The organism is Microbacterium sp. NPDC080005 (genome assembly GCF_040702445.1).
GTDB lineage: Bacteria > Actinomycetota > Actinomycetes > Actinomycetales > Microbacteriaceae > Microbacterium > Microbacterium oleivorans_D.
The window spans coordinates 695,926-711,119 of record NZ_JBFBLD010000001.1 but is presented as its reverse complement, the minus strand read 5'-3'; the positions used below and the strand labels follow the sequence as shown (position 1 = coordinate 711,119).

Below are 15,194 nucleotides of genomic sequence, written 5' to 3'. Positions count from 1 at the left end.
GGAGGCGGCTCAGACCCCGAGCAGCTCGCCAGGAGTGACGCCGTAGGCCCGCCGGTGGAGGCGGACGAAGGCAGCTTCGGCGAACCCCCATCGTGCCGCGATCTCGGCGACCGTCACCGAGCCGCCCAGCGGAGCACGGACGAGGTCGGCGTGCGCGGCATCGAGTCGGACCGCGCTCAGGTGCTCTTCGGGTGTGCGCCCCGCGAGGGAATGCGTCCGGAACGCGCGGGCCAACGCGGCAGCGCCGACACCGGCCGCTGCTGCGGCATCGTCGATGGTGATGGGCAGGGAAGCGTGATCCTCCAGGAAGGCGACCGCCCGACGATAGGCGGTCTGCTGCTGCTCCACCGTCTCTCGGCGTGAGCGCGTCCCATCGACCGTGGCGAAGGTCTCCAAGGTGGAGACCGCGAGCGAGCGGAAGACCGATGCCCGCACGAGGTCGTTGCCGAACAACGGCTCTGCGTCGAACGCCATCGCCGTGGTCGACCGCCATGCCATGGACAGAGCCGGTGATAGCGCCGACGCACCGTCGAACGACAGCGTCAGGGTGTCGTCGTTGTAGACCGTCCGGGCCACATCGGTCAGGACGTCGACCGGCAGCGCGACGACTCGCACGCGGGCGTCCTGGAGCCGGCAGTCGAGCGTTCCCGGCTGGAAGAGCACCGGCGACTGCGCGGTGCCGCGGACACCCCCGACCTCCCACTCGTATCCATCGTCGCTCTGCACGACGATGACGGCTTCGAGGTCGCACGAGGCGCTGTAGCCGCCTTCGACATTCAGGCGACGCAGCCCGAACCGCTCATCGCCCGTGCTGGACTCCTCGAACACGAGGTCGTCGGCGTCGAGCTGGACATTGCCGTAGCTGCGTCGGATGTACTCCTCGGCCTCGCCGAGATCTGCGGATCGGAAGTGCTCCTCGATCACGGTCATGGGTCTCCTCACACCGGTGCCCGCCTGCCATTTTACGTGGCGCACGACGACGCGGAGCGGATCGATGAATGTGCGGGAAATGGATACTAATGCGCATAATGGATAGACCGCCGCAGAAGGAGTCCCGTGGGAAAGTTCATTTACAACGACCGCATCCGTGTGGATTTCGAGGATCGGGTGCTCGCCCACCTGCAGGTGGTCATCACGACCAAGCTGCGCCGCGGCGAGTCGTTCACCTTCATGTGGCGCAACGATCAGAGTCTGGGAGACGGCCGCCAGGTGGTCTGGCTGCACGCCGGCGCCGACCTCAACTTCCAGTACTTCGGGAGCCGACAGCCGACTCTCAACCCGGCCTGGCTCGACGCGCTGAGCTACGTCGCCAACTCGCCGTCAGGACTGTATCTCGTGCCGGAGCCGCAGGGCGGCGCGGCCGCCGGTGTCGGCTCGTCGGAGCGGATCGGCTGATGTTCCGCCCCTCGGGCGGACGGATGCCGCATGGGCGCTGACCTCCGCGAGGGCGTCCGGGATCAGACGGTCATCGCGACCGACGCCGCAGGCGCCCGGGCCGCTCTCGCGCAGCTGGCATCCGACGTCGTGATCCACGAGACCGGCACGCCGTTCCGACTCCGGCAGCGCACCGTGGGCGATGATCGCCTGCTCCTGACGTCCTTCACGATCTCGCCCGGGCTGCATTTCGAGTCGGGCGTCTCCGGCGCGATCGGCATCGCGCGCCGGCGGAACGGCGTCCTCCGGGCCGTCACCAATGGAGAGGAAGTGGACGCGAGTCGTCCGTTCCTTCTCCGGCCGGGCACAGCGGAATCGTGGTCGGAGAACCTCACGGCCGACCTCGTCAGCCTCGACCTGTCGGCCGTCGGCGCCTTCACCGGGTTCGACGAATCCATCCTGCACTTCGGCGCGACGAGTGCCCTCTCCCCCGACCTGCAACGTCACTGGGACCTGACGATCGACCACGTGACGCGGGTGCTCGGCGACAGCGAGCTGCTGCACAATCCCCTCATCCGCCAAGCCGCGGTCGACGCCGTCTTCGCGGCGACGGTGCACGCCTTCGACATCCGGTCCGACGCGGAGCGGACGGACGCGCGAGCCGGGTCGGATGCCGTCCGCCGGGCGACGGTGTTCATCGAGGAACGCCTGGGTGAGCCGCTCAGCGTCGGCGACATCGCTCGCGCGGCGCGGCTGAGCGTCCGTGGACTGCAGTCGGCGTTCGCCCGTGTGCTCGACACCACACCGGCCGCGTACGTGAGGACGACACGTCTGAGCGCCGTGCATGCGGAGCTCGCCGAGGCGGGGCCGTCGGGGGCGACCGTCGCCGAGATCGCGCGACGGTGGGGCTTCGCGCACCTGCCACGCTTCGCGAAGCACTACCGCGAGCAGTTCGGCGAGCAGCCGAGCGAGACGCTCAGGCGCGGTCGCTGATCAGTCCCAGCCGAGGTAATCCTCGATCTGGAAGGCCGTCTCCCCGGGGTGCGTCATCGGGAAGAGGTGTCCGGCGCCGGGAAGACGGACGACACTCGTGCGGTCCGCCGCAGTCGCCTGGAGGTCGTCGCCGTTGGCCGGAGGAGTGATCGCGTCCTCGGCGCCCTGGATGATCAGAATCGGCAGCGACGCCGCCAACGTCGCCCACTCGGCTGCGGGCGTCGATGCGAGGGCCGCGCTCTGCAGGTCCTCGACCACCAGGTCGCGCGAGCGCGCGAACACATCCCACGCGAGGGCGAGGTCCACACCCGGGCCCACGAGAGTGCGCACAGCGCCGTCGTCGGGAGCGTCGACGGGCGTGGCGAACACCGTCTGGAGGGCTCGGGCCGCATCGTCGTGCAGCGCCCGCGTCGCCTCGACACCGAGCAGCAGCACGCCGCTGACCCGGCCGGGGTGATCCAGGGCCACGGTGCGCGCCACGGCGCCGCCGAAGGCATGACCGCCGATCCACGACGCACCGATGCCGAGGTGGTCGAGCACGTCCACGACGTCCTGGGCGAGCTCATGCATCGAGACGGGAGCCGGGCCCGGACGCCGCGATCCGATCCGCACGATGCGGAATCCCTCCTCCTCGAGGATGCTCGCGAGTCCGCCGAGGTAGGCGACGTCGAGGCCCTGCGCGGGGAGGAGGATGAGGACGGGGCCGTCACCCTCGTCGATGAACGGGATGGCACGAGCCTCGGCGTCGAACACCTGGCGCTGGATCTGTGTCATGGAAGGGTCCTTCAGTTGTTGAAGCGGAACTCGACGACGTCGCCGTCCTGCATGACGTAGTCCTTGCCCTCGAGACGCGCCTTGCCCTTGGCGCGCGCCTCCTGCACCGAGCCGGTCGCCACGAGATCCTCGAACGAGATCACCTCGGCCTTGATGAAGCCCTTCTCGAAATCGGTGTGGATCACGCCCGCGGCCTGCGGCGCCTTCCAGCCCTTGCCGATCGTCCAGGCCCGGGCCTCCTTGGGACCGGCGGTGAGGTAGGTCTGCAGACCGAGGGTATCGAAGCCGACGCGGGCGAGCTGGTCGAGACCGGACTCGTCCTGTCCCGTCGAGGCGAGCAGCTCCGCGGCATCCTCCGGGTCGAGTTCGGCGAGCTCGGACTCGATCTTCGCGTCGAGGAAGACGGCCTGCGCGGGCGCGACGAGTGCCGCGAGCTCCGCCTTGCGGGCGGGGTCCGTCAGGACGGCCTCATCGACGTTGAAGACGAAGATGAACGGCTTGGCGCTGAGGAGCCCGAGTTCGCGGATCGGCGAGAGGTCGATTCCGGATGCCGAGAGGAGCTCGCCGCGCTGCAGCGCCTCCTGCGCGGCCTTGGCCGTCTCGAGCACCGAGGGGTCGAGCTTCTTGCCGCGCACCTCCTTCTCGTAGCGCACGATCGCCTTCTCGAGGGTCTCGAGGTCGGCGAGCTGGAGCTCCGCGTTGATGGTCTCCATGTCGCTCTTCGGGTCGACCGCACCGTCGACGTGGACGACGTCGTCGTCGGCGAACCCGCGGACGACCTGCGCGATCGCATCGGCCTCGCGGATGTTCGCGAGGAACTTGTTGCCGAGGCCCTCGCCCTCGCTGGCGCCGCGGACGATGCCGGCGATGTCGACGAACGACACGGTGGCGGGCAGGATGCGCTCCGACGAGAAGATCTCCGCGAGGGCGTCGAGGCGCGGGTCCGGCAGGTTCACCACGCCGACGTTCGGCTCGATCGTCGCGAACGGATAGTTCGCCGCGAGCACGTCGTTCTTGGTGAGGGCGTTGAAGAGGGTGGACTTGCCGACGTTGGGCAGTCCGACGATTCCGATGGTGAGAGCCACGGGCATCCACTCTACGCGGCGGTCGTGCGGCTGCGCGCCGGAACGGGTCCGCGCGACCGGCGGCGCGCCTCCGCCCCGCCCGCCCCACCGGCGGCGAGGGTGAAGGCATGCCCCTGGACTTCACCGCGATCGACTTCGAGACGGCGAATCCTTCCAACGCCTCCGCGTGCGCCGTGGGACTCGCCCGCGTCCGTGGCGGCAGGGTGGTCGCGTCGGAGGGGTGGCTGATCCGCCCCCCGGAGGGGCACGACCGCTTCTTCGAGATCAACGTCGGCATCCACGGCATCCGTGAGAGCGACGTCGCGACGGCGGCGACCTGGTCCGAACAGCTGCCCCGCCTGCTCGACTTCGTCGGCGAGGACATCCTCGTCGCACACAACGCCGGCTTCGACATGCGTGTCCTGCGCAGCGCGTGCGAGGTGACGGGGCACCTCGCTCCCGAGGCCCGCTACCTCTGCAGCCTGCACGTCGCGCGCAAGACCTACGATCTGCCGTCGTACCGGCTCCCGTTCGTCGCGGCAGCGGCAGGGCACCTCGATTTCGCCCATCACGACGCGACCGCGGACGCGCTCGCGTGCGCGCAGATCGTCATCGACGCTGCCGCGCGCGCCGGCGCGGGCGACCTCGTCGAGCTCGCGATGCTGCTCGGGGTCCGCATCCCGCAGATCCCGGCACCCGCCCCCGCCACAGCCGCCTGAGGCGACACGGTCCGCGCGGCGCGGGCCCGATGTCGGAGCCCTCGGGCACCATGACACACATGGATGCCGTCTTCTCCGTCCTTCTCGCCGTGATCTGTCTCGCCGTCGGCGCCCTCGCGGCGGGTGCGGTCGTCTCGGCCCGCGAAGTCGGACGACGCGGTGCGCTGCACGCCCAGGCATCCGCGGCGGAGGCGGCGCGAGACGCCCTGCAGACTCAGCTCGACCAGCAGCGCGCCCTCCACCGCGACGTCACCGCGCGCATCCACGCCGAGCAGGCGGCGCGCGACGAACGGGAACGTCGCGAGCAGACCGTGCTGCGCGCCCTCGCCCCCGTGCAGGAGACCCTCGCGACCATGCAGCAGAAGGTCGATCACCTCGAGCGCGATCGGCAGGAGCAGTACGGGTCGCTCGCCGAGCAGCTGCGGCGCGCGCAGGAATCCGACGAGGCGCTGCGGGCGACGACCGAGTCGCTGGCGGGCGCCCTGCGTTCGAACGGCGCGCGCGGCGTGTGGGGCGAGACGCAGCTGCGCCGGATCGTCGAGTCGGCGGGACTCACGCGGTACGTCGACTTCGACACGCAGACCTCGATCTCCACCGATGCCGGGGCGGGCCGCCCCGACATGATCGTCCGGCTCCCGGGCGACAAGGCGCTCGCGATCGATGCGAAGGTGCCGTTCGACGCCTATCTCGAGGCGAGCGCCATCCCCGTCACCGCCGTCGGCGAGGAGGCCGCCCGCCGAGGGAGGCTCCTCGCCCGGCACGTCGCCGCCGTGCGCGGTCACATCGACGCCCTGGCGAAGAAGCGCTACTGGGCCGGGATGCCGTCGAGCCCCGAGTTCGTGGTCTGCTTCATCCCCAGCGAGTCGCTGCTCGCAGCGGCGCTGGCGGAGGATCCGGCCCTCCTCGAGTACGCGTTCGGCCGACGCGTCGCCCTGGCCTCCCCTGTCAATCTGTGGGCCGTTCTCAAGACCGTCGCCTATACGTGGACGCAGCAGGACGTGTCGACCGAGGCCCGTCGGCTCTTCGACCTCGGCAACGAGCTGTACCACCGGCTCGGATCGCTCGCGGGCCACGCCGACGACTTGCGACGCGCGATCGAACGCACCGTCGACAGCTACAACCGCTTCGCCGGGTCTCTCGAGACCCGCGTGCTGGTCAGCGCGAGGCGGTTCCCCGGGATCGACGACACGCAGCTCGAGGCGCTCCCCTCACCGGTGACGATCGATGCGACGACCCGCCGCCTGACGGCTCCCGAGCTCCTCGAAGAGGCCCGGCTTCCCGCCGACCTGGGTGACCTGCGAGGGCGCCTCGCGGAACAGTGACGCGTCAGGACGGGAAGAACGTCATGAGGCCCACGACACCCACCGACACCGCGAGGAAGGCGCCGATCAGCCACCACGCGTTCACCTCGTGCCCAGGGGGCATCCGACGCCGCAACAGGACGTCCGGACGCCGGGCCGGGTCATCGACCACGGCGACGGGCGCCGTCACGGGGCGCACACCACCGTTCGCCTGACCCACGATCGGGATCTGGCCCGTCGGCGTGACGGGGAGGTGACCCGTGAGCGAGAGCTGGCCGGTGCGCGGGTCACTGGATGCGGTCGACATGTGGACTCCTGGGGGCGGTGGCGAGTGCCGGGGACAGCTGACACCACCGACCATTGTGCCAGAGGGGCCGGCCCGCATCCTGGGTTGACGCTCAGCGCGCGTGTCCGCTAAGGCCCGCTGCGTGAGATCCGGTCAGAGCCACTTGGAGGTCAGGTGCTCCGAGGAGATCCGCCGAAGGGTCCCCGATGCACCGCGCAGGACGACGCTCTCGGTGTAGACGAAATCCCCGACGCGACGCACACCGGCGACGAGTTCGCCATTGGTGACACCTGTCGCGACGAAGAGCGTGTTGTTGCCCCGCACCAGATCGTCCGCCTCGTAGACGTGGTCGTCGAGGGAGAGCCCCGCGTCGATCCCCCGCTGCTTCTCGTCGTCGTCGCGGGGCCACAGCCGGCCCTGGATGTGACCACCGAGCGCCTTGATCGCACACGCGGTGACGATGCCCTCGGGGCTGCCGCCGACACCCACGCACATGTCGGTGCGGGCGTTGTGGCGGGCGGCGTTGATGCCGCCGGCGACGTCGCCGTCGCTCATCAGGCGGGTCCCGGCGCCCGCTTCGCGGATCTCCTCGATGAGCTTCGCGTGACGCGGTCGGTTGAGGACGGAGACGACGAGTTCGTCGACGGGCTTGTCGAGCGCCTTCGCCAGGCGGCGGATGTTCTCTGCGATCGGCAACCGGATGTCGACGACACCGACACCCGCCGGGCCGGTCACGATCTTGTCCATGTAGAAGACCGATGAGGCGTCGAGCATGGCGCCTCGGTCCGCGACGGCGATGACGGAGAGCGCGTTGTTGCGGCCTTCGGCGGTGAGGGTCGTGCCGTCGATCGGATCGACGGCGATGTCGCACTGAGGTCCGCGTCCGGTTCCCACGCGCTCGCCGTTGAAGAGCATGGGGGCGTTGTCCTTCTCGCCCTCGCCGATCACGATCACGCCGTCGAAGTTGACCGTGGTGAGGAACGCCCGCATCGCGTCGACGGCCGCCCCGTCGGCGAGTTCCTTCTTGCCGCGCCCGATGAAGGGGACGGAACGGATCGCCGCCGCTTCCGTCGCACGGACGAGTTCCAGAGCGAGGTTGCGATCGGGATGCAGCGGACTCATGTCGGCAGTCAGACTCACCATGGGCTCAGCCTAGATCCGCTCGATGCGGGCGTCCGCGGATTCCGCGGCACCCAGCCCGAAGGAATGCCGAATCTTTCCGTGCGTGAAGAGTCTGTTCGCGCGTCGAGCTCGAGCCCGTGGACCCGCAAGGCCGACGCGGCGGCTTCGATAGAGTTGGGCTGAATCCACACCCCTTCCCGAGGAGCTCACATGCCCGTCGCCACCCCTGACCAGTACGCCGACATGCTGGATCGCGCGAAGGCAGGCGGATTCGCCTACCCCGCGATCAACGTGTCGAGCTCGCAGACCATCAACGCGGTCCTCCAGGGCCTGACCGAGGCCGGATCCGACGGCATCCTCCAGGTCACCACAGGCGGCGCGGACTACTTCGCGGGCCACACCGTCAAGGGCCGCGCCACCGGCGCCCTCGCCTTCGCGAAATACGTCACCGAGGTCGCGAAGAACTACCCGATCACGGTCGCGCTCCACACCGACCACTGCCCGAAGGACGCGCTTCCCGGCTTCGTCCTCCCCCTCATCGAAGCGTCCGAGGCCGAGGTCAAGGCCGGCCGCAACCCGATCTTCCAGTCGCACATGTGGGACGGTTCCGCCGTGCCCCTCGACGAGAACATCGAGATCGCCCAGGAGCTCCTCCCCCGGATGAAGAACATCAGCGCCATCCTCGAGATCGAGGTCGGCGTAGTCGGCGGCGAGGAGGACGGCGTCGCGCACGAGGGGTCGAACGACGCGCTGTACACGACGGTGGCCGACGTCACCAAGGCCGTCGAGGCGCTGGGTCTCGGCGAGAACGGTCGTTACATCTCCGCCCTGACCTTCGGCAACGTCCACGGTGTGTACAAGCCGGGCGGCGTGAAGCTGCGTCCCGAGCTCCTCGGCGAGATCCAGGAGGGCATCGCGGCTCGCTTCGGCACCGGCCCGAAGCCCCTGGACCTCGTGTTCCACGGCGGCAGCGGCTCGTCGGACGAGGAGATCGCGCTCGCGGTCAGCAACGGCGTGGTCAAGATGAACATCGACACCGACACCCAGTACGCCTTCACCCGTTCGGTGGCCGGCTACATGCTCTCGAACTACGAGGGTGTGCTGAAGCTCGACGGCGAGGTCGGCAACAAGAAGCAGTACGACCCGCGCGCCTGGGGCAAGATCGCCGAATCCGCGATGGCCGAGCGCGTCGTCGCCGCGACGCAGCAGCTCGGTTCCGCCGGCAAGTCGCTCGGCGTCTGAGCCTACGGCTCCATACGACGAAGCCCCGGTCCGCGCGGACCGGGGCTTCGTCGTGTGAGGAGTCAGTAGGACGCGGTGCCGAGGACATCGCGCGGGTAGAGGGCGTACCGGACTCCGTCGACCGCGAATGCGGTGTGGAGGTGGGGCCCGGTGGAGCACCCCGTGGAGCCGACCGAGCCGACGCGCTGGCCCGCCGCGACGACCTGTCCGGTCTTCACCGAGAACGCGCTGAGGTGGGCGTACACCTGCTCCAGTCGCATCCCGTCCACCGTCGAGGTCACGACGACCTCTTTCTGCTTGGTGTTGTTGGGAGCCCACGACGGGCACCCGGTCCTGATCCACACCTCTCGGACCGAGACGGTCCCGCCGCGCATCGCATAGACGGGAGTCCCGGTCGGGGCGGCGATGTCGTCACCGCTGTGGCCCGAGTACGTCGTGAATCTGCCATTCGGCCGCAACGGGTACGCCCATCCGTACCGCCCCGGCACCGACGGCCCCGCGGCGGTGGCACCGGGATCAGCCGACATCGCAGCGCTCGTCCACATACTGTCACCTTCAGCGTCCAGCAGCCGCAGGATGCCGTCATTGCCGAGCGTCGCGGCTCGCACCTCGAGTCCGGCCGTCTGCGACGACCACACCGAGACGCCGCGCTCATCGAGCAGGAGGAGCTCGCCATCGCCGGAGAAGAGCAGGCTGGCGTCGAGCGTTCCGGTCGTCCGAGCGGTGCGGAGGAGCGTGTAGTCGCGCGTGAGCGCGACGTTGCCGTCACCACGCAGCCCGAACGTGTACCGGCCGTCGGGTGAGGCCAGCTGCACCCCGGGGCGCAGGGTCGTGCCGGGAGTCATCACCGATCCGAGCGACCAGGCGACGCTCTTGCCCGCTGACGTCGTCGCCACGCTCCGGTAACTCTTCTTGACGCCGGTCACCGCGACGCTGATCGATCGTCCCGCCGCCCAGGTCGGCACCTCCCAGCTCGTCCCGGTCGCGCCGTCGACAGCTGTCCCGTCCACCCGCCACTGGACACGCACCTGGTCCGGGGTCGGCCGCCACGCTCCTGGGTTCACCGTCAGGACCTTGCCTGCCGCTGCCGTCCCGCTGATGGTCGGTGTGGGCGTCGCCGTGAAGGTGGCGAGCACGCCGACGCCGGAGGAGGTGCGGACGGCGGTCGTGTATCCGGCTTTCGTGCCCGCGATCCTCACCGAGACGCTGGTCCCGGCGTCGGCCGCGACCAGGCGGTACGTCCGCGCCGTCGCTCCGGTGATCGGGGCTCCGCCGCGCAACCACTGATACGTCAGGCTGACCCCCGCAGGGACCCACGTGCCCGGGACCGCCGTGAGAGTCGCCCCGACCGTACCCGTGCCCGTGATCGTGACGGAGGGCGGCGGGGACATGACTCGCCCGACGACGACACCCGCACTCGTGCGCACGAGCGGCGCATATCCCGTCTTGGTGACCGTGACGCGGACCGAGAGGGTCGCACCGCCGTCGGCGGCGACCGGCGTGTACGACGCCGCCGTGGCACCGGCGAGGGCCGTCCCCCCGCGCAGCCACTGGTAGGCGACCGACACGGGAGCGGGGCCGAAACCGGCGACGGAGGCGGTGAGCTTCGCGCCCACGGCCGCGGTCCCGGTGACACGCACGGTCCCTGCGGTCAGCGCAGGCGCGGTCGCAGGATTTGCCGTGGTGGCCGACGGTGTCGGTGAGGTGGCGGCCGTGGCGGGGCCCCCCGCGAGCAGCAGGCCGACGATGGCCGTCAGAGCGACGGTGGCGGAGGCGATCCTCCGGAGTGTGCCGGTCACGATTCCCCTCCCGAGATGATGCACGCGAGGGAACACCCGCAGCAGCCGTAAAAGTACCAGGTGCTATGAGCCGATGGCGAGGCCGCGGACAAGCCCGGGATCTCCGAAGATCGGGATCACGAGGCAGACGCTCACGATCACGAAGGTCGCGATCGCCCCCACGAGCGGGATCCACCAGCTGACCCGTCCGCGCGCCAGCGACCGCCATGCCCAGGCGGCGGTGACCAGCCAGCCGACGGCGAAGACGGCCGCGCCGATGCCGCCCCACAGTGCGCCCTGCGCCGTGTTCGTGAACTCGCCGTCCACGCCGGCGACCTCCATCCACGTGTCGGCGAAGGAGCGGAAGTCCACCAGCTGCGGGATCGCGCCGACGACGGTGACCAACCCGTAGGCCAGCAGGGCGACCGTGATGATGCGGTCGGCCATCCGGGTGGGCCGGGCCGCCACGGTCGTCGCGGGAGCGGTGGGCGGGTGAGGCGGATCGACGGATGCCGCGGGTGACGGCTCCGGGTGATGGATCGCCGCGCGCTGCTGCTCGGGCGTCGCGTACTCCCCGTACTGCGGTCGCGGCCGGGGGTCGTCGCTCACGAGCGGTTCCGTCCCCCGAGAGCACGGTCGTCCCGGCGACCGGACAGGTCCTGGCGCAGTTCCTTCGGGAGCGAGAACATGAGGTCCTCCTCAGCCGTCTTGACCTCGGCGACGTCGCGGTAACCCGCACCGGCCAGGTCTTCGAGCACTTCCGACACGAGCACCTCGGGCACCGACGCACCGGAGGTGACGCCGACCGTCTCGACGCCGTCGAGCCACTCCTGCTTGATCTCGTGGGCGTAGTCGACGCGGTACGCCGCCTTCGCGCCGTACTCGAGGGCGACCTCGACGAGTCGGACGCTGTTGGAGGAGTTGGCGGATCCCACCACGATGACGAGGTCGGCATCCTTCGCGACCTTCTTGATCGCGACCTGACGGTTCTGCGTCGCGTAGCAGATGTCGTCCGAGGGCGGGTCCTGCAGGTTCGGGAATCGCTCACGCAGGCGGCGCACGGTGTCCATCGTCTCGTCGACGGAGAGCGTCGTCTGCGAGAGCCAGACGACCTTGTCGGGATCCTTCACGACGACCGTGTCCGCCTCGTCGGGCGAGTTGACGACGGTGACGTGATCGGGGGCCTCACCGGCCGTCCCCTCGACCTCCTCGTGACCGTCGTGCCCGATGAGGAGGATCTCGAAATCGTCGCGGGCGAAACGCACGGCCTCGCGGTGCACCTTGGTGACGAGCGGGCATGTGGCGTCGATGGCCTGCAGTCCGCGGTCGGCGGCGGCGTTGACCACCGCCGGAGAGACGCCGTGCGCACTGAAGACGACGTGGGCGCCCTCGGGAACCTCGTCGACCTCATCGACGAAGATGGCGCCCTGGGACTCGAGCTCCGTGACGACGTGGATGTTGTGCACGATCTGCTTGCGCACGTACACCGGAGCGCCGTAGCGCTCCAGCGCCTTCTCGACGGCGATGACGGCACGGTCGACGCCGGCGCAGTAGCCGCGGGGCGCAGCGAGCAGGACACGCTTGGAGCCCTGGACGGGGAGGTCGACGAGCCGCCCGCGGGCTCCCGGGATACGGGGCATCGGCAGCGAAACGGCGGGAGAAGTCACCCCTCGATTGTACGAACCCCCGACTGTGTGGGGGACGTGTGCAGCAAGATGGGTGTCCGTGACGACTTTCCAGACCGAGCCGGGCGCCGCAGCTCCCCCGGACGCGGTGCACCCGCGGGACTCTTCGCCCGACGCGCCGACGTCGGTCTCCCGCCTGAACGAGACGATCCGCGACTTCGTGCAGAAGTGGGGCTCTGTCTGGGTCGAGGGCGAGATCACGGCGTGGAACCTCCGCGGCGGTCACGTGTTCGGGCGCTTGAAGGATGCCGGCGGTGACGGAATGCTCTCCTTCCGGATGTGGTCGTCCACCCTGCAGCGCACCCCGGACGACCTCAAGGTCGGCGACCGGGTGATCGCGTGCGTGAAAGCGGACTACTTCACCAAGACGGGCGATTTCAGCTTCACGGTCTCGGCGATGCGTCATACAGGCCTCGGCGACCAGCTCGAGCGCCTGGAGCGGCTGCGCACTGCGCTGCGTGCCGAGGGCCTGTTCGACCCGGCCCGCAAGAAGCCCCTTCCCTTCCTCCCCCACGTGATCGGGCTCATCACGGGTGAGCGCAGCGACGCCGAGAAGGACGTCCACCGCAACGCCGAGCTCCGCTGGCCCCACGTCGCCTTCCGCACCGTCTACGCGGCCGTTCAGGGCGACCGCTGCGTCCCGGAGACGCTCGCCGCTCTGCGGACCCTCGACGCGGATCCCGAGGTCGACGTGATCATCATCGCCCGCGGCGGCGGCGACCCGCAGTCGCTGCTGGGGTTCAGCGATGAGCGCCTCGTGCGGGCGGTGGCCGCGGCATCCACTCCGATCGTCTCGGCGATCGGTCACGAGAACGACCACCCGCTCCTCGACGAGGTGGCCGATCTGCGGGCCTCGACGCCGACGGATGCCGCCAAGCGGGTCGTCCCCGACGTGTCCGAGCAGCGCGCCCTGGTGCAGCAGCTGCGCAGCCGCGCCCGCTCGCGGCTCACGCAACGCGTCTCGCATGACATCGCTGCGCTGGCCCAGCTGCGCTCGCGTCCGGTGCTGCGCGACCCCGAGTCGATGCTGACCGGCCGCGTCCAGGAGGTCGTCGCGCTGTCCTCCCGTGCTCGTGACGTCATGAGACGACGATGGGATGCCGCGGCCCGCACGACGGCAGAGCTGCGCGCGTCGCTGCGCGCCCTCTCCCCCGGCGCGACCCTCGACCGCGGCTACGCGATCGCCCATCTCCCCGGGGGCGCGATCGTCCGCGACGCCGAGCAGGCACCCCGCGGCACGGACGTCGTCGTCACGGTCGGACGCGGCTCGTTCGCCGCGCGCTCGACCGGCGAGGTGGCGGAGTCCGCGGCGGACGGCCCGCCGGCCGCGATCTAGGATGGGAGCCATGACGACCGACGCGGGGGATGTGTCGACCCTCTCCTTCGAGCAGGCCCGCGACGAACTCGTGCACGTGGTCGCCCAGCTCGAGCAGGGCTCGCCGACCCTCGAGGAGTCCCTCGCCCTGTGGACCCGCGGCGAGGCGCTCGCGGCCCGGTGCGAGGAATGGCTGCTCGGCGCCAAGCGGCGCCTCGACGAGGCGCGCCCCGACGGCGGGACCGCCTCCTGATGGCCCGGCCCCGCATCGTCGCGGAGCTCGGCAGGCCCGAGACCCCGGAGGAGACCGCCGCACGCAAGGCCGCGGCATCCGAGCGCTACCGGTCCAGCAAGACCTTCCGGAACCTGATCGCGGCCCTCATCGTCTGCGTCGGGATCATGGCCGTGGTCTACCTGGGTGTCCCCCGCGGGACCCCTGCCGAGACCCCGGAGGCCGACGTCCCGGCGGCCGCCGCCGCAGCCGAGCGCACGGCGGGCCACGGTGTGGTCGTGCCCGGCGCCCCGGACGCCTGGCGAGTGAACTCGGCGGAGGTCGAGGGCGGCGAATGGCGCATCGTGTACGCCCCCGCCACCGGGTACGTCGAGGTGACGCAGGCCTTCGCTCCCCCCGAGGGCTGGGTCGCCCGGCAGCTCGGCGGCTACGCCCCCACTGCGACGACGACGATCGACGGCATCGAGTGGGACGTCTACGACCTCCCCAGCGCGGTCGACACCATCGACTACGCCCTGGCCACCACGGCAGGCACCGACACCGTCGTCATCGGCCTGGCCGCATCGACCGACCGCGGCGCCGCCGAGACCGTCGCCGAGAGCCTGGGCGACCAGATCCGCACCCTGAGAGAGGAGCTCCGTTGAGCACGACGACCCCCGCAGACGTCTGGACGGCGATGTTGGAAGGGAACCGGAGATTCGTCGCCGGTGAGCCGCGGCATCCTCGCCAGGACGCGGAACGCCGTCACGAGCTCGCGCACGCGCAGCGCCCGAGTGCCGCCCTCTTCGGGTGCTCGGACTCGCGACTGGCCGCGGAGATCATCTTCGACGAGGGTCTCGGCGACCTGTTCGTGATCCGCAATGCCGGCCAGGTCGTCTCCGACTCGGTCGTCGGCAGCCTCGAGTACGCCGTCGCGGTGCTCAACGTCCCGCTCATCGTCGTGCTCGGCCATGACGAATGCGGTGCCGTCCGCGCGGCCATCGACTCGACCGGTGTCGACGCGCCCGCTCTCCCCGCGAACATCTGGCGCCAGGTCGCACCGATCGTCCCGGCCGTACGTCGCGTCCTGAAGGCGAAGGACGGGACGACCGCCGAGACGGTGGATGCCGAGGAAGTCGGTCGCGAGCATCTCCGCGACACCGTCGCGGGCATCCTCCGCGCGTCCGAGCTCATCAGCGAGGCGGTCGCCGAGGGTCGCGTCGCGATCGTCGGCGCGAACTACCGCCTCGCCGACGGCACGGCCGTCCCCGACGTGGTCGTCGGCGACGTCGCCTGAGCACCCCTTCCCCCACGACAGTCACCTGAAACG

At 70.4% G+C, this 15,194-nt stretch carries 17 protein-coding genes; 9 read left to right on the top strand and 8 right to left on the bottom strand.

The genetic code is table 11. From position 1 onward, the window contains the following. Positions 1-9: 9 nt before the first annotated feature. A complete protein-coding gene (locus AB0259_RS03375) occupies positions 10-930 on the bottom strand; it encodes a helix-turn-helix domain-containing protein (RefSeq protein WP_366220633.1) in 921 nt (306 codons plus the stop codon). A gap of 126 nt (positions 931-1,056) precedes the next feature. Between AB0259_RS03375 and AB0259_RS03370 the strand changes: the two genes are divergently transcribed. Together AB0259_RS03370 and AB0259_RS03365 are read left to right on the top strand one after the other, a co-directional pair. After that, the gene (locus AB0259_RS03370) at positions 1,057-1,395 is read left to right on the top strand and encodes an ATP-dependent DNA ligase (protein WP_251580197.1); all 339 of its coding nucleotides are present in this window, start codon (positions 1,057-1,059) and stop codon (positions 1,393-1,395) included. A gap of 30 nt (positions 1,396-1,425) precedes the next feature. Continuing rightward, positions 1,426-2,367, top strand: a complete 942-nt coding sequence (locus AB0259_RS03365; protein ID WP_366220635.1) for a helix-turn-helix transcriptional regulator — start codon at positions 1,426-1,428, stop codon at positions 2,365-2,367. On the opposite strand, the gene AB0259_RS03360 is transcribed toward AB0259_RS03365, so the two are convergent. Together AB0259_RS03360 and ychF are read right to left on the bottom strand one after the other, a co-directional pair. Then, a complete protein-coding gene (locus tag AB0259_RS03360; protein ID WP_366220637.1) occupies positions 2,368-3,141 on the bottom strand; it encodes an alpha/beta fold hydrolase in 774 nt (257 codons plus the stop codon). A gap of 11 nt (positions 3,142-3,152) precedes the next feature. Next, positions 3,153-4,226 (bottom strand): redox-regulated ATPase YchF, encoded by a 1,074-nt coding sequence (ychF, locus tag AB0259_RS03355; RefSeq protein WP_366220639.1) that lies wholly within the window; start codon positions 4,224-4,226, stop codon positions 3,153-3,155. A gap of 107 nt (positions 4,227-4,333) precedes the next feature. Here ychF and AB0259_RS03350 point away from each other — a divergent pair, with 107 nt between their 5' ends. Both AB0259_RS03350 and AB0259_RS03345 read left to right on the top strand, forming a co-directional pair. Beyond that, positions 4,334-4,924, top strand: a complete 591-nt coding sequence (locus AB0259_RS03350) for a 3'-5' exonuclease (RefSeq protein ID WP_366220641.1) — start codon at positions 4,334-4,336, stop codon at positions 4,922-4,924. 59 nt (positions 4,925-4,983) lie between these two features. After that, on the top strand, positions 4,984-6,246 hold the full coding sequence (locus AB0259_RS03345; RefSeq protein WP_366220643.1) for a DNA recombination protein RmuC: 1,263 nt from the start codon (positions 4,984-4,986) through the stop codon (positions 6,244-6,246). Between the two features lie 4 nt (positions 6,247-6,250). Here the strand turns inward: AB0259_RS03345 and AB0259_RS03340 are convergent, their stop codons facing one another. Both AB0259_RS03340 and glpX read right to left on the bottom strand, forming a co-directional pair. Beyond that, entirely contained in the window at positions 6,251-6,532 is a 282-nt protein-coding gene (locus AB0259_RS03340) for a hypothetical protein (protein WP_251580177.1), read from the bottom strand. 132 nt (positions 6,533-6,664) lie between these two features. Continuing rightward, positions 6,665-7,654 (bottom strand): class II fructose-bisphosphatase, encoded by a 990-nt coding sequence (gene glpX, locus AB0259_RS03335; RefSeq protein ID WP_366220645.1) that lies wholly within the window; start codon positions 7,652-7,654, stop codon positions 6,665-6,667. Positions 7,655-7,843: 189 nt separating this feature from the next. Between glpX and fbaA the strand changes: the two genes are divergently transcribed. Next, positions 7,844-8,875 carry a class II fructose-bisphosphate aldolase gene (gene fbaA, locus AB0259_RS03330; RefSeq protein WP_366220647.1) on the top strand — a complete coding sequence of 344 codons (1,032 nt, stop codon included), beginning with the start codon at positions 7,844-7,846 and terminating at the stop codon, positions 8,873-8,875. Positions 8,876-8,937: 62 nt separating this feature from the next. Here the strand turns inward: fbaA and AB0259_RS03325 are convergent, their stop codons facing one another. The 3 genes from AB0259_RS03325 to AB0259_RS03315 form a co-directional block, all read right to left on the bottom strand. Beyond that, positions 8,938-10,674 carry a peptidoglycan DD-metalloendopeptidase family protein gene (locus AB0259_RS03325; protein ID WP_366220648.1) on the bottom strand — a complete coding sequence of 579 codons (1,737 nt, stop codon included), beginning with the start codon at positions 10,672-10,674 and terminating at the stop codon, positions 8,938-8,940. 63 nt (positions 10,675-10,737) lie between these two features. Beyond that, positions 10,738-11,262, bottom strand: a complete 525-nt coding sequence (locus AB0259_RS03320) for a DUF6264 family protein (protein WP_366220649.1) — start codon at positions 11,260-11,262, stop codon at positions 10,738-10,740. Next, positions 11,259-12,293: a 4-hydroxy-3-methylbut-2-enyl diphosphate reductase gene (locus AB0259_RS03315; protein WP_251580427.1), complete on the bottom strand. Its 1,035-nt coding sequence runs from the start codon at positions 12,291-12,293 to the stop codon at positions 11,259-11,261. The genes AB0259_RS03320 and AB0259_RS03315 overlap by 4 nt, the downstream gene beginning before the upstream one ends. Positions 12,294-12,378: 85 nt before the next feature. Here AB0259_RS03315 and xseA point away from each other — a divergent pair, with 85 nt between their 5' ends. From xseA to AB0259_RS03295, 4 genes are read left to right on the top strand one after another with little or no spacing between them, the layout of a single operon-like run. After that, positions 12,379-13,674, top strand: coding sequence for an exodeoxyribonuclease VII large subunit (gene xseA, locus AB0259_RS03310; RefSeq protein ID WP_251580163.1), 1,296 nt, complete (start codon positions 12,379-12,381; stop codon positions 13,672-13,674). Positions 13,675-13,684: 10 nt separating this feature from the next. After that, entirely contained in the window at positions 13,685-13,906 is a 222-nt protein-coding gene (locus AB0259_RS03305) for an exodeoxyribonuclease VII small subunit (protein WP_251580156.1), read from the top strand. After that, the gene (locus AB0259_RS03300; protein WP_251580154.1) at positions 13,906-14,529 is read left to right on the top strand and encodes a DUF4245 family protein; all 624 of its coding nucleotides are present in this window, start codon (positions 13,906-13,908) and stop codon (positions 14,527-14,529) included. Before AB0259_RS03305 ends, AB0259_RS03300 begins: the two co-directional genes overlap by 1 nt. 32 nt (positions 14,530-14,561) lie before the next feature. After that, complete coding sequence (locus AB0259_RS03295; protein ID WP_366221393.1) at positions 14,562-15,161, top strand: carbonic anhydrase; 600 nt, start codon at positions 14,562-14,564, stop codon at positions 15,159-15,161. The last annotated feature ends 33 nt before the right edge of the window (positions 15,162-15,194 follow it).